The 13,137-nt window shown below is 68.5% G+C and carries 14 protein-coding genes; 6 read left to right on the top strand and 8 right to left on the bottom strand.

The window, feature by feature from the left end:
• Positions 1-97: 97 nt before the first annotated feature.
• Together BR07_RS0102280 and BR07_RS22950 are read right to left on the bottom strand one after the other, a co-directional pair.
• Positions 98-1,024, bottom strand: a complete 927-nt coding sequence (locus tag BR07_RS0102280; protein WP_027504053.1) for an aldo/keto reductase — start codon at positions 1,022-1,024, stop codon at positions 98-100.
• Between the two features lie 48 nt (positions 1,025-1,072).
• Entirely contained in the window at positions 1,073-2,302 is a 1,230-nt protein-coding gene (locus tag BR07_RS22950) for a DUF3500 domain-containing protein (protein ID WP_442970291.1), read from the bottom strand.
• Positions 2,303-2,478: 176 nt separating this feature from the next.
• Here BR07_RS22950 and BR07_RS0102270 point away from each other — a divergent pair, with 176 nt between their 5' ends.
• Positions 2,479-3,408 (top strand): glycoside hydrolase family 43 protein, encoded by a 930-nt coding sequence (locus tag BR07_RS0102270; protein ID WP_051612951.1) that lies wholly within the window; start codon positions 2,479-2,481, stop codon positions 3,406-3,408.
• 24 nt (positions 3,409-3,432) lie between these two features.
• Entirely contained in the window at positions 3,433-3,849 is a 417-nt protein-coding gene (locus BR07_RS0102265; protein WP_027504051.1) for a hypothetical protein, read from the top strand.
• 22 nt (positions 3,850-3,871) lie between these two features.
• On the opposite strand, the gene BR07_RS0102260 is transcribed toward BR07_RS0102265, so the two are convergent.
• The gene (locus tag BR07_RS0102260) at positions 3,872-4,210 is read right to left on the bottom strand and encodes a hypothetical protein (RefSeq protein WP_027504050.1); all 339 of its coding nucleotides are present in this window, start codon (positions 4,208-4,210) and stop codon (positions 3,872-3,874) included.
• A gap of 46 nt (positions 4,211-4,256) precedes the next feature.
• The gene (locus BR07_RS27750) at positions 4,257-5,531 is read right to left on the bottom strand and encodes a serine/threonine-protein kinase (protein WP_037183934.1); all 1,275 of its coding nucleotides are present in this window, start codon (positions 5,529-5,531) and stop codon (positions 4,257-4,259) included.
• Positions 5,532-5,689: 158 nt separating this feature from the next.
• Between BR07_RS27750 and BR07_RS0102250 the strand changes: the two genes are divergently transcribed.
• Positions 5,690-6,904, top strand: coding sequence for an EAL domain-containing protein (locus BR07_RS0102250; RefSeq protein ID WP_231476126.1), 1,215 nt, complete (start codon positions 5,690-5,692; stop codon positions 6,902-6,904).
• 10 nt (positions 6,905-6,914) lie between these two features.
• Here BR07_RS0102250 and BR07_RS0102245 read toward each other — a convergent pair whose 3' ends face one another.
• From BR07_RS0102245 to BR07_RS0102235, 3 genes are read right to left on the bottom strand one after another with little or no spacing between them, the layout of a single operon-like run.
• On the bottom strand, positions 6,915-8,507 hold the full coding sequence (locus BR07_RS0102245; protein WP_027504048.1) for an ABC-F family ATP-binding cassette domain-containing protein: 1,593 nt from the start codon (positions 8,505-8,507) through the stop codon (positions 6,915-6,917).
• A gap of 30 nt (positions 8,508-8,537) precedes the next feature.
• Positions 8,538-9,536, bottom strand: a complete 999-nt coding sequence (locus tag BR07_RS0102240; RefSeq protein WP_027504047.1) for an NADP-dependent oxidoreductase — start codon at positions 9,534-9,536, stop codon at positions 8,538-8,540.
• Positions 9,537-9,570: 34 nt separating this feature from the next.
• Complete coding sequence (locus tag BR07_RS0102235; RefSeq protein WP_027504046.1) at positions 9,571-10,284, bottom strand: SDR family oxidoreductase; 714 nt, start codon at positions 10,282-10,284, stop codon at positions 9,571-9,573.
• Between the two features lie 156 nt (positions 10,285-10,440).
• Here BR07_RS0102235 and BR07_RS0102230 point away from each other — a divergent pair, with 156 nt between their 5' ends.
• A complete protein-coding gene (locus tag BR07_RS0102230; protein ID WP_155956902.1) occupies positions 10,441-10,674 on the top strand; it encodes a hypothetical protein in 234 nt (77 codons plus the stop codon).
• 10 nt (positions 10,675-10,684) lie between these two features.
• Here BR07_RS0102230 and BR07_RS0102225 read toward each other — a convergent pair whose 3' ends face one another.
• A complete protein-coding gene (locus BR07_RS0102225; RefSeq protein WP_027504044.1) occupies positions 10,685-11,581 on the bottom strand; it encodes an alpha/beta hydrolase fold domain-containing protein in 897 nt (298 codons plus the stop codon).
• Between the two features lie 58 nt (positions 11,582-11,639).
• Here BR07_RS0102225 and BR07_RS0102220 point away from each other — a divergent pair, with 58 nt between their 5' ends.
• Together BR07_RS0102220 and BR07_RS0102215 are read left to right on the top strand one after the other, a co-directional pair.
• Entirely contained in the window at positions 11,640-12,488 is an 849-nt protein-coding gene (locus BR07_RS0102220) for an SDR family oxidoreductase (RefSeq protein WP_037183923.1), read from the top strand.
• A gap of 48 nt (positions 12,489-12,536) precedes the next feature.
• Positions 12,537-13,121 (top strand): TetR/AcrR family transcriptional regulator, encoded by a 585-nt coding sequence (locus BR07_RS0102215; RefSeq protein ID WP_027504042.1) that lies wholly within the window; start codon positions 12,537-12,539, stop codon positions 13,119-13,121.
• Positions 13,122-13,137 lie beyond the last annotated feature (16 nt).

Below are 13,137 nucleotides of genomic sequence, written 5' to 3'. Positions count from 1 at the left end.
CTGCTCCTCGTCGATGTGCTGCTGAGGGGTGTTCGACGACGATTCTCTCCTGCGGGCGCGGGAATCCCGGTGTTCGGGAGTGCATGGTTCACCGGGGTCACGGCAACGTGTGCCCTGCAGCGCGGAAGAGGCGGTACCACTGCTCCCGGCTCAGAACCACGTCCGAGCCGGCGGCAGCTTCCCGCACGCGGCCGGGGTCGGTGGTTCCGAGCACCACTTGAATGTTCGCCGGGTGCCGGGTGATCCACGCGGTGGCGATCGCGGTGGGCGTGGTTTCGAACTGGGAGGCGAGCTCGCGGAGCGCGTCGTCCAGTTCGGGGTAGTTCTCGCGATCACCGAGGAACACGCCGCCCGACGTCCCCTTCTGGAACGGTGACCACGCCTGCAGAGTGACGCCGTTCAGTCGCGCGTGATCGAGCAGACCGTTGTGGCGGTCGACCGACTGCTCGAGCCCGGCGATGTTCGCCGCGAGACCGGCCGCCACGAGCGGTGCATGCGTGATGCTCAGCTGGACCTGGTTCACGATCAGAGGCTGTCGCACCTCGGTCTTCAGCACCTCGATCTGTCCGGGAGTGTGGTTCGAGACTCCGAAATGCCGCACCTTGCCCGCCGTGTGCAGCGTGTCGAAGGCCGCCGCGACTTCGGCCGGCTCCACGAGGGTGTCCGGCCGGTGCAGCAACAGGACGTCGAGGTGATCGGTACGCAAGGCGGCGAGAGACTCGTCGACGGTGGTCAGGATGTGCTCGGACGAGAAGTCGTAGAACCCTTCTCGGATGCCCACCTTGCTCTGGACGATGACGTCGTCTCGATCCGACGCGAACGACACGGCGTCGCCGAACCTGCGCTCGCAGGCGTGACGATCGCTGCCGTAGATGTCCGCGTGGTCGAAGACCGACACTCCCACATCACGCGCGGTGCCGACGAGTGTTCGGATCTCCTCGTCGCTCAGCGTCTCGATGCGCATGAGGCCGAGCACGACGCTGGACGCGCGGAGATCGGTGCCGGGTAGCTCGTAGGTCTTCATCTGCACCTGACTACCCGCCGCGAACCGCCCGGCGCAACCGAGGAATCGTCAGAAGCCCCCACCCGGCATCGTGCCGCCGCCCATTCCGGTCGATTCCTGTTGCGTGACACTGTTCGCGTAGTCGTTGCTCGGGTCGCGGTAGATGGTGTGGACGTGGCCCCACCCCGAGGTGGTGACGCCCGCGACGTCCGCCCCGGCCGAGCCCTGCTGTGCTGCGAACTCGACGTAGACGTCCGGTCCGCTGATCTGGAAGTGGATTCCGTCGCCCTGGCTCATGTCGTAGGTGGTCGCGCCGGACCAGTTCACGTAGGTCGTGTCGAGCGTCGCCTCGATGGTCGCGAGCGCGTCGGCGGTGGTCTCCTCGTCGGCCATGCCGGCCCAGTTCGCGATGACCTGCAGGAGCAGTTGCTTCTGCTCGTCGGTGAGGTCGGCGCCGGAAAGTCCGCTGCCGGTGGGGAAGTCGCAGGTGCTGCCGGGCGCGCACACCATGGCCGCGACGTCCGATCCCTGGTAGAGGGTGGTCTTCTGCTCGTCGGTGAGGCTGTCGTAGAAGGCGAAGGCGTCGGTGTAGATGCCGTCGAACGGCTGCACGTCGGTGCCGTCGGCAGTGGTGTACTCGGCGGGTTGGACGCCGAGGTGGGTGGGGGCGAAGGTGACGGCGTCGGCGGCGCCGTCGAGGGTGGCGTTGATGCCGAGGTGGTGTCCGCCGAACTGGATCTCCCAGGCGCTGGTGTCGGACGGGTCGCCGAAGAAGGCGATGTAGTACTGGCCGAGTGAGTCCTCGGTGGAGGTGCTGTTCTCGTGCAGGTACTCGTCGCCGCCCATGATGCCGGTGACGGTCGAGTAGGCGTCGTCGCCGAGCAGCGACTCGAGCACGGTCATGGCGGCGGCGCGCTGCTCGTCGGTGAGGTCGGCGAGGTTCAGGCCGGCGCGGTCGATGAAGGTGACGGGGAAGTTGGACCAGGACGTCGTCTTGGTCTCGTCGTCGTAGGCATAGGTGACCTGCTCGCGCTGCGCGTCGGTGAGCGTCGCCAGGAAAGCCTCGGCGGCCGTGGCGCTGTCGCTGATCGTGGCCGCGGTGGTGGTCGCGCCGTCGGTGACGGAGGCGGTGGACACGGCGGCCTCCTGGCTCGTGGTGGCGGAGGCCGGTGTCGCCGCGTTCTCGGTGGCGGCGCTGCAGCCGCCGAGCAGCAGACTGCCGGCCACGAGAACAGAGGCGAGGGCCGTGCGGCCGCCTCGCGGGAAACCGGCGGGTGTGGGAGTTCTGTAGAACATCATGGGTCGGACGTTACGAATGCTTCCTGCACCCGCGGTGCGAGGACGCTGGACGTTTCCTGTGAACGACCTGCGTAACGATCCCGCACCGATGTGAATCATGGTGCAGATGAGACAGATGGGACTGGGAGACTGCATCGGTGACGACCCTCCGACGCAGGCGACTGTCCGGCCTACCGATGGTGCTTCTCGCCGTGGCGAGCCTGCTCGTCGCCGCCCCGGCGAGCAGTGCTGCCGCTCCAGCGGAATGGACCTACACGATGGTCGCGTTCAGCAATGCCAGCGACCGTGACCTCGACGTGTATCGGTCGTCGGACGGGACCACGTTCACGCCGGAGCGTACGTCCGCGTTCCGACCGCCGTCGGGACTGATGCGGGACCCCAGCATCTTTCGCCACACCGACGGGTCGTACCGCCTCACCTACACGACGGCCGACGGTGCGAACATCGGCTTCGCTCGCAGCCCGGACCGGGTGAACTGGACGTTCACAGGTACCCAGCCGGTGCCGTTCTGTTGCGCGTTCATGCCCGGCACCGGAGACGGCAAGGGCCCACGCATCCCGTTCTTCTCCGAGTCGGCAGGCTTCGCCGACGGCCCGTCGCTGTCGCCGTTCGTCACCAAGGCCTGGGCTCCGGAATGGTTCGTCGACGGCGACAGGGTGCACGTCGTCCTGTCGTTGTCGACCGGTGGCGGCTTCGTGCCGTACCTGATGACGGCACTCGACGACTCTCTGAGTTCGTGGAGCATTCCGGTGCCACTCGACGGGATCGGAGCCGACCACATCGACACGACGATCGTGAAGGTCGGATCCACGTACCACGCGTTCACCAAGAACGAGACGAAGAAGTTCGTCGAGCATGCCGTCGCGCCGACCGTGCTCGGGCCCTACCGCTTCGTCGCCCCCGGCGCGTGGGGTTCCATGGTCGAGGGTCCGGCTCTGGTCCAGCTGCCGAACGACGTGTGGCGCATCTACCTCGATGCCTACATCGACGGGAAGTACCTGTACTCCGACAGCACGGACGGTCTCGCCACATGGTCCCCGGTGCAGGAGCTGCCCGGGGTGTCCGGAACCGCGCGGCACTTCGGTGTGATGCGAGAACCCGCGTGATCCGCACCGGACGTCGCTGACGACGTGGGACGAGTCGTCGCCGCGGGACTCACCGGTGTCCTGCTCGGTCTGCTGCCCGGGCTGCTGTGGATCGTGTCCGCCTTCGTCGGTCTGCCGCCCGACGCGTCCGTGGCGTTCCCCGTGGACGGGTTGCTCATCCTCTACGTGGGGAGCGTCGCGGCGGCATACGTTCTCGCGCTGCTCGCCGTGTTCCTGACGCTGAGGCTGACCTCCGATCCTCTGGTCCGGCGCACGACGACGGCGGTGGCAGTGGCGCTTCCCCTCGGCGCGGTGGTCGCGACGGCGGCCGCACTGGGAGCAGGCCTGCTGTTCTCCTTCGACGCGTCCGTGACCATGTGGTCCGCCCTGACGATCGTCGTCGTGCTCGTCCTCGCGAGCACCTTCGCCGGCGCACGACGCTGGGCGCACACCGACCGGTGAACGCCGCGCGGACCCAGCGTCGTCAGGGCTTGCCGCGTGCCGGGGTCTGGTACGCGACGCCGTGCCGGAGCGGCGTGTGGTCGGTGGGGGAGTGCTCCGGACCGACGTTCGACTGCCGCGGGGTGTCCGACACCTCGGGAGCGGCGGACGGGTCCCCTCCGGAGGGTTCGGCTCCGGCGCGCAGTTCGCCGAGACGAGCAGTGAGAATCTGAAGCACCTGAGGGCGGTTCGCCGCATCGCGCTCGTGAGCGATCAGCCGCTCCATCTGATCCTGATCGAGCGATCGGCAACGGTGCTGAATGGTCCCCACCGTGAGCTGGTCGTAGTCGGGTAGTGGTGTGGTCGCGTCGTCTGCAGTCATGGGTGCGGCCTACCCGAGCTGTCACGCCACAAACGAGGGTGATCAGTCAGCGATTGCCATTACCGTTCCCGGAGTTACCGTTGCCGTTCCCGGGATTGCCGTTGCCCGAGTTGCCGTTCCCGGAATTGCCGTTGCCAGAGTTGCCGTTCCCGGAGTTGCCGTTGCCGGGTGCTGCGGGTTGCGGAACGACGGGTGCGGGAGCGACCGTCGTCGTCTCGACGACTGGTGGCGCGACCTCCGGGACCGTCTCGGGAACCGGGACAGGGGTGGCCGTCGGCTCCGACGTCGTCTCGACCACCACGGACGTGCTCGGCAGCGGCGGCTCCGTCGTCGGTTCACCGTCCGACCCCGCTCCGCGGATCGCGAGCACCGTGACGAGCGCCGCGCAGATTCCCAGCGCGGCGAGTACCCACGGCACGGTGGATCGACGGCCCGACACGACGGCGGCCGGCGTCGCCATCGGGGTCGCGAGGACCGCGGTGTCGGTGTCCTCGGTGAGGGTGTGCAGCCGGTGAGCCACGTCGGCGGCGGTCGGGCGCGCCGTCGGCGTCCGGGAGGTCATGTCGGTCAGCAGCGACACCCACGTAGGCCCGAGTTCGACGGGGATCACCGGGTCGCGATGCAGACGGGCTATCGCGGCGGCGATCGCGCTGCCCTCGAACACCATTCGTCCCGTGAGGCACTCGGTCAGGACAAGGCCCAGCGAGTAGACGTCGGAGGCCGGCTCCGTCGCCTCGCCGGTCGCCTGCTCCGGGCTGAGGTAGTGCGCCGTCCCGACGGCGGTGCCGTGCTCGGTCATCGGGTCGGAGTCGACGATGCGCGCGATACCGAAGTCGGTGAGCTTCGCTCGCAGTCCCGCGTCGTCGTCGCGGGTGATCAGGATGTTGGCAGGCTTGACGTCGCGGTGGACGATGCCCGACGCGTGGATGTGTGCCAGTGCCTGCGCCACCTGGTGGCCTATCTGCCGGATCACCTCGGGCGGCAGGGTGCCGCCCGCGCGGAACGTGGACAGCGTGGTGCCGTCCACGAACTCCATCACCAGGTAGGGCCCGTCGTAGCCGACGACGTCGGACTCGGAGCCGGCGTCGTGGAGCGTGACCAGGCCGGGGTGGGTCAGCGACGCGAGGGTGCGCATCTCGCTGTCGATGCGTCGACGGTCGTGCGGCGTGTGGTCGTCGCTGCGGAACAACTTCACCGCCACGGCCCGGCCCAGCGTCCGATCGGTCGCCCGGAACACGTCCGAGACGCCACCGCGGCCCAGGACAGGTCCGAGGAGGTAGCGACCGGCGACGATGCGGGGTGCGGCCACCTGCTCAGCCATTCATCGCACCTGTCGACCGGTTCACCATGGGCATTGATCCTAGGGCGGGTCGGCCATTGGTCACGCAGAGCCGCGATGTCCGACTCGAACGGAACTCGAGGCACACTGTGTGGCCGGGTGGGGACGTCGGAGCAGTTGTGGATCGGAAAGGGCATGTGGTGGACGCACCCCCTCTTCTTCCCGGACCGATCGACACCGTCTATCAGCCCATCGTCGATCTGAGGAATCGCTCGATCGTCGGCTACGAGGCTTTGACCAGGCCGGCGTCCGGCGGCTCACCCGAGGACTTGTTCGCCGAGGCCGAGCGCCGGGGTGTGACCGCCGAGTTCGATTGGCTCTGCCGCGTGTCCGCAGTGCGTGGCGCAGCGGAAGCGGGACTCCCGAGTGAACTGGCGTTGTTCGTGAACTCCGAACCCGCCGCCCTGGACGCCCCACCGCCGGATTTTGCACGCGGTGCGCTCGTGGACGCCGCCGACCAGTCCATCGTCGTGGAGATCACCGAGCGTGACCTGATGGCGGATCCGGCCGGAATACTGCGTGCGGTCGCGCACGCCCGAGACCTGGGGTGGCGTATCGCCGTCGACGACGTGGGGGCGGACTCGTCGAGCCTCGCGCTGCTGGCGTTGCTGCGACCGGACGTCGTCAAGCTGGAGATGCGCCTGGTCCAGCAACCTTCCACGCCGGAGACGATCGCGCTCCTCGCCGCGGTGGCCGCGGAGACCGCGCGAACGGGCTCCGTGGTCGTCGCCGAGGGAATCGAGAATGCTGCGCACGAGGCCCGCGCCCTCGAGCTCGGTGCCTCGTGGGGGCAGGGCTGGTACTTCGGCGCGCCCGGCCCGCTACCGAGTTTCGACGCCGTGCCGCGTCGACCGCATCCAGGGCTGGCCGGCCCCGCTGTGACGGTGCGTGCCCCGGTGGCCGTGACACCCTTCGGGCTCACTCACGGCCGCGGGTCCGCGGTGCGGACCACCCCGGCCGCGCTGGCCGACCTGGAGGCGGATCTGCTCCGTCGTGCCCTGGAGTGTGGGCCGACATCGTTGGTGCTCGTCACGGTCCCGGAGCCGGAGACGATGATCGGGACTCGGCGGCAGCTGCTCGATCAGCTGTCCGAGCGAAGTGCTCTGACCGTGCTGTTCACCGCGGGAGACGCGCGATCGCTGGCCGGCCACCATCGAATCGTCGTGATCGGACAGAGCGAGCCGCTGGCGAGAGAACACTCGATCGTGGTGGTGGACCCGGAATTCGCCGCGGCGCTGACCGCGGTGCCGTGCACCGCGGACGGGGAGCCGTGTGTGGAGTATCGACTCACCCGCGACCGTGATCAGGTGCTCGACGCGGCCACGCTGCTTCTGCACCGGGTGCCGCCGCGCTGAGAACCCCGGGCTACATCTGCACGCCGGCGATCTTCTGCACTCCGCCCCGGCCGTCGAAGGCGAGTTGGCGGAAGGCCACCTTCTCGATGAAGAAGCGGTCGTGGCTCACCACCACGACGGCCCCGGGGAACGCCGTCAGCGCTCGCTCGAGGACGTGCGCGCTCGGGAGGTCGAGATGGTTCGTCGGCTCGTCCAGCACGATGACGCCGGCTCCGAACAGGAGACACTGGGCCAACGCGACGCGTGCCTGTTGACCTCCGGACAGCGTTCCGATGCGCTGCTTCTGTTCGGCCTCGGAGAACTGCAGCAGAGCGAGGAAGCGTGCCACGTCCTTCCGGGTCGCGGTCAGTGCCAGACTGTCCGGCATCGCGTTGACCGCGTGCGTGACGGTGTCGTCCGGATCGAGGTTCGCGAGCACCGTGTTGTAGTGAATGAACGCGGGCGCCTTGACCTTCCACTTCACCGTTCCGGAGTCGGCGGGTGCGAGCCCGGTCAGCACGTCGAGGAGCGTGGACTTCCCGCAGCCGTTGGGGCCGGTGATCGCGATGCGGTCGCCCCGATGGATCTCGAAGGAGAGATCCGCGAACAGTGGATCGCCGCCGTGCCCCTTCGTGACGCCGTCGACGACGCAGAGGTCGTCGTGCACGTGCAGTCCGCTGTAGATCGACGTGATGATCTGATCGACCGGTCGAGGGGTCTTGCTCTTCTTGATCGACGCCAGTCGCCGCTTCAGTACGCCGCTCGGATTCTTCGCGGCTTCCTTCCGGTCGGTGATCGCGTCCTGCTCGTAGGCCAGGAGTTGCTGCTCGGTGCTGAACTCCTTCTCGAGGTTCTTCAGTCGGAACTGCTTCTGCTGCACGTACTCCGAGTAGCTCCCGTCGTAGGTGTGCAACCGGTTGTTCTCGATCTCGACGATGGTGGTCACCACCTGCTCGAGAAAATGGCGATCGTGGGAGACGAGGAGCAGTGCGCCGCGGAAGTCACGGAGCCACCGCTCGAGCCACGTGATCCCGGCGACGTCGAGGAAGTTGGTCGGCTCGTCCAGAAGGAGGACGTCGGGCGATTCCAGGACGATGCGGGCCAGCGCGGCTCGGTTGCGCCATCCACCGGACAGCTTGTCCACCGGCAGTTCTCGACGCTCGGCGTCGAAACCCAGCATCGACAGGGCGGTGTCGATCTGCTGGTGGTACGTCCATCCACCGCCGACCTCCATCTGCTCGAGCAGCTCGGCCTGGCGGTCGACGAGGCGGTACATCTCCTTCTCGTCGATGTCGCCTCCGAGCGCCGTCTCGACCTCGGCCAGTTCCGTCTCCACCGCCCTGATGTCCCCGAAGAGCGACTCGAGTTCGGCGGTGATGCTGCGATCGCCGTCGAGCTCGGAGAACTGGGAGAAGTAGCCGATCCGAGCACCCTCGGTGACGTCCACCGTGCCGGAGTCCGGCGCGACGCGACCCAGGAGCAGTTGCAGGAGCGTGGTCTTGCCCGACCCGTTACGGCCGGTGAGGCCCACCCTGTCTCCGTCGGAGAGACGGAAGAACACCTCGCGGAGAACGACTTTCTGCTCGTACCCGGCGGTGACGTCGTTCATGCGAATCCAGCTCATCGCGACGACGCTACCGGGAGCCGCCGCCGGTCAGGTGACGGGAAGGGTGGCCACGATCTTTCCGCGGTTGCCGCCGGCGGACATCGTCGACAGCGCCTCGGGTATCTCGTCGAAGGTGATGGTGCGGCCGACGACGGGACGGAGCGCCCCGTTCTCGATCAGGGCGGCGATCTCCCGTAGCTGACCGCCGTCCGCGTGCATGAACAGGAATTCGTACGACACATCGGCTTTCGCCGCCTGTCGACGAATCTTCCGGCTGATCACCGCGATGGCCGTGCGGACGACGATGTTCAGGCCTGCGTCGGAGGCGAAGGCGGGGTCCGGCGGGCCGGTGATCCCGATGGCCTTGCCACCTCGCTTCAGCACGCGGAGCGAGGTCTCGAGTGTCTCACCGCCGACGCTGTCGAGCACGAGGTCGACGCCGGACAGGGTGTCGAGATCGTCGGTGTGGTAGTCGATCACGACGTCGGCGCCCAGTGCCCGCAGGAAGTCGGCGTTGCGGGCACTGGCCGTGGTCACCACGGTCGCTCCCAGATGTTTCGCAAGCTGGACGGCGATGGTGCCCACACCACCGGCCCCCGCATGGATCAGCACCGTCTGACCTGCCTGCAGGCCGCCTCGCTCGACCAACGCCTGCCACGCGGTGAGCGCGACGAGGGGCAGCGACCCGGCCTCGGCCATGCTGATGCCGGCCGGTTTCGGTGCCACGTCGGACTCGGGAACGGCGATGCGCTCGGCGAAGGTGCCGATGTGATCGGTCGGTGGCCGCGACCAGACCTCGTCCCCCGGTGCGAAGGACCGCACCGCCGAGCCGACTGCGAGAACGGTGCCGGCGACGTCGTGACCGAGTGTGCGGGGAAGGGTGTACGGAAGTATCTGCGTGAACTCGCCGAGACGGATCTTCTCGTCGAGCACGTTGAGACCGGCCGCCTCCACTCTGATCAGGACGTCGTGATCACCGACGATCGGCTCCGGAACATCCCGTTCGACGAGAGGGTGCTTGTAGCGGGTGAGAACGAGTGCGCGCATCGTGAGCCTCCTGAGTTCTCTTCGGCCGGTCGAATCAGACTGTGGTGGGGCGGGATCCGGGGTACAGGGCGTCGAGTGGTCCGGCCAGTGCGGCCTTGGTGCTGACGGTCAGCTCGTCGGCGAGCACCTCCGTCTCACCTGCCTCGACTCCGTCCAGAACGGCCGCGACGAGCTGCTCGGTCGTCAACTTCGGCCCGTCGGCGCCCGCCGCCATCGCGGTGTCGACGTACCCCATGTGCACACCGGTGACGAGCACGCCCCGGGGCGCCAGTTCGAGACGCAGGGAATTGGTGGCCGCCCAGAGGGCCGCCTTGGACGCGCTGTACGCGCCACCGAAGTGGTACCAGCTGGCGACCGAGTGCACGTCGATCAGCACGCCCGCGCCGTGAGCTGTCAGTGCCGGCGCGAAAGCTCGCGCCACGAGCAGGGGACCGAAGAAGTTCACCTCCATGGTGGCGCGGATGTCGGCGACCTCGACGTCGAGCAGGCTGGCGCCGGGCGGAAGTGCGCCCGCGTTGTTGATCAGCACCGTGACGTCCGCGGCCTGTGCGGCGGCGGCCTCGACGGACGCGGGGTCGGTCACGTCCAGGGTGACGGGAACGATGCGGTCGTCGTCCCAGTCGCGCGGCGTCCGGGCGCTGGCGTACACCTTGGCGGCGCCGCGGGCGAGGGCGTCGTGGACGAACTGCGTACCGATGCCACCGTTGGCTCCGGTGACGAGGACGACGGATCCGGCGAGAGCGGTCATGACGAGCTCGATTCTGTGACGGGTTTATATGACTGTACTCAGAACCGAGCACGGTCATGTTTTGTTCCGCGCTGCTGCACCGTCGTCGTTCCCGCGTGACGAGACTCGCACCCCCCTCGGGGGTAGTCCGCGCCCGGTGCGGGGTACACCCCGCTGGTGACGAGACGAGTGACGTTCAAGCGATCCGTCGCGCAGGCGATGGCCTTGTTCGCGGTGCTGGGCCTGTTCTGGGCGCTCGTCGGTGCACGCCTCGACCAGGATCATCCGTTGCGCACCATGGTCGTGGTCGGCTGCAGTGTGATCGGCGCCGGGTGGTTGTTGCTCGCCGTGGTCGTCGTCGTTCGTCTCCGGCGTCTCCGCGCGCGTCGTGATGCGGTGAGCGACACCTGACGCAGCGACGTCAGGGCGCGGTCGTGAGATCGCGTATCAGGGCGTCGACGATGCTGCGCCGCGCGCTCGCCCCCTCGGGTGTGGGAAGCAGGGGGTAGACGTGGATCGCCCCGGGACACTCGGTGCTGCGGATGTCGACGCCCGCTGCGCGCGCCTCGTCCACGAACGCCCGGACGTCGGGCAGGAACAGATCTCTATCCCCGATCAGGACGTGAACGGGCGGTAGTCCGCGCGTGGGCCCGCGCAGTGGACTGACCACGGGATCGTCGAGGTCTCGACCGTTCGACCACGTCCGCGCCACATGTCGCAGGCCGACGCTCGACAACCACGGGTCGCGCGCCTCGACATCGGGGATCGCCGGGTTCGTCAGCGCGAGATCGAGCCACGGGGAGATCAGGCAGAGATGAGACCCCGGTCTGCCGGCTGCCGCGAGCCGTTGCGCGAGCCCGAGGGCGAGGGTGCCGCCGGCGGAATCGCCCATGATCGCGGTGTGGTCGATCCCGTGCTCGGACACCATCCGTTCGTGGACCGACGTCAGGAGGGGGTAGGCGTCGTCCACGGTGTGATCCGGAGCCAGACCGTAGTGCGGTACCGCGACAGCGAGCCCCGCCTCGGTGAGCTGATCGACGAGCGACCAGTGCTGAGCGGCGATCTCGCTGACGAACGCTCCGCCGTGGAGATGCAGGACGCCGCCGACGCAGGGTCGGTCGCGCGGACGCACCACGTCGACGGGCCGTCCCGCGACCTCGAACCGCTCGATGTCGTGCCGTCCCGCCATGCGCGCCGGCGGAGTCGGAGAGTCCTTCGGCCGCCGCATCCGGCGGTCGGCACGAGCCTCGGACGCCATCGTCCGCTTCGCCGTCGCCCGCATGTACAGCGCCACCGCGCGCATCTGCCACGTCGCCATGAAAAAGTCTCCTGGTCGGTGATCGTCCGGCGGCCATCGTGTCACGAGAGGAAAGCCCGTGAACGTCATCCGAACTCCCGTCGCGGTCACCGGATCGACCGGCGCACTCGGCGGCGCCGTCGCCGCGTCGCTCGCCGCCGCGGGCGCGTCGCAGCGTCTGCTGGTGCGGAACGCCGGTCGCGCGCCGTCACACCCGGGTGCCGACGTCGCGCAGTGTTCCTACTCGGACGCGACCGCCGCGGTGCAGGCACTCGCCGGGATCGAGGTCCTGTTCATGGTCTCGGCCTCCGAGAGCGCCGATCGTGTCGACCAGCAGAGGACGTTCGTCGACTCGGCCGTCGCCGCCGGCGTGCGCCACATCGTCTACACGTCGTTCGTCGGCGCCGCGCCGGACGCCGTCTTCACCCTGGCCCGAGATCACCACGCCACGGAGAGTCACATCCGGTCCACGGGTATCGGGTTCACGTTCCTCCGGGACAACTTCTACCTCGACGTCATGGAGCACTTCGTGGGGGAGGACGGTGTTCTGCGCGGACCGGCGGGGGAGGGGCGTGCCGCGCTCGTCGCCCGCGTCGACGTAGCGCGCACCGCTGCGGCGGTGCTGAGCGACCCGGCCCGTCACCTCGGCCGGACCTACGATCTGACCGGGCCCGAGGCGCTGTCGATGACGGAGGTGGCCGCCACACTGTCCGATGTCCGGGGAGTCGACGTGCGGTTCCACGACGAGACGGTGGCGGAGGCCTACGAGTCGAGGGCACGGTGGGCGGCACCCGCCTGGCAGAACGACGCGTGGGTGTCGACCTACACGGCCATCGCCTCGGGAGCTCTCGCCGACGTCTCGGGTGACGTGGAGGAGATCACCGGACGCCGACCGCTCTCGTTCCGGGAGTTTCTCACCGTCGGCTGAGCACGAGCACGGTCGGTATAGTGCACTGCATAGAACGAGAGGAATCCCATGCCCAGGCAGAGCACCGCCCGTACCGACATGTTGCGCAGCGCGGCGCTGCTGTTCCGGGAGAAGGGTGTCGAGGCCACCTCGGTGGCCGACGTCATCGAGCATGCCCATGCGCCGCGCGGATCGATCTACCACCACTTTCCCGGAGGGCGCCCGCAGCTCGTCGAGGAAGCGACACGGGGCGCGGGTGACTTCATGGGATCGATGATCTCGGCGGGTCTCGCGTCGCGGGGACCCGAGCACACCATGGCCTCCATCGTCGGGTCGTTCCGTGACCAACTCGTCGCGACGGATCACGTCGCGGGGTGTCCCGTCGGTGCGGCGGCCGTCGAGGGGCCCAACACCCCGGGTGCCCGCGACGCGGCAGGTGCGGCCTTCACGTCGTGGGAGAAGATCATCGCGGACTCTCTGTGCGAGCGCGGTGTCGCTCGTGACGACGCGGAACGCGGTGCGACCCTTGCCCTGTCGGCCATCGAGGGCGCCCTCCTCATGTGCAAGGCGCAACGGAGCACGCGGCCGCTCGACGTCGTCGAGGAGTGGCTCGTCGGCATGATGGCCGACCTGCTGGGCACCGCCTCTCGGTGAACTGCGCCGCACGGCG

This window comes from Rhodococcus sp. UNC23MFCrub1.1, from assembly GCF_000686025.1.
Classification (GTDB): Bacteria; Actinomycetota; Actinomycetes; order Mycobacteriales; family Mycobacteriaceae; genus Rhodococcoides.
This window is presented reverse-complemented; position numbering and strand designations above follow the sequence as displayed.

Coding starts and splice junctions, on each gene's coding strand:
- BR07_RS0102235 (WP_027504046.1), bottom strand. CDS start 10,284: ATGACCGCTCTCGCCGGATCCGTCGTCCTCGTCACCGGAGCCAACGGT.
- BR07_RS0102245 (WP_027504048.1), bottom strand. CDS start 8,507: ATGAGCTGGATTCGCATGAACGACGTCACCGCCGGGTACGAGCAGAAA.
- BR07_RS0102270 (WP_051612951.1), top strand. CDS start 2,479: ATGGTGCTTCTCGCCGTGGCGAGCCTGCTCGTCGCCGCCCCGGCGAGC.
- BR07_RS0102240 (WP_027504047.1), bottom strand. CDS start 9,536: ATGCGCGCACTCGTTCTCACCCGCTACAAGCACCCTCTCGTCGAACGG.
- BR07_RS22950 (WP_442970291.1), bottom strand. CDS start 2,302: ATGATGTTCTACAGAACTCCCACACCCGCCGGTTTCCCGCGAGGCGGC.
- BR07_RS0102225 (WP_027504044.1), bottom strand. CDS start 11,581: ATGGCGACGTGGCAGATGCGCGCGGTGGCGCTGTACATGCGGGCGACG.
- BR07_RS0102280 (WP_027504053.1), bottom strand. CDS start 1,024: ATGAAGACCTACGAGCTACCCGGCACCGATCTCCGCGCGTCCAGCGTC.
- BR07_RS0102215 (WP_027504042.1), top strand. CDS start 12,537: ATGCCCAGGCAGAGCACCGCCCGTACCGACATGTTGCGCAGCGCGGCG.
- BR07_RS27750 (WP_037183934.1), bottom strand. CDS start 5,531: ATGGCTGAGCAGGTGGCCGCACCCCGCATCGTCGCCGGTCGCTACCTC.
- BR07_RS0102260 (WP_027504050.1), bottom strand. CDS start 4,210: ATGACTGCAGACGACGCGACCACACCACTACCCGACTACGACCAGCTC.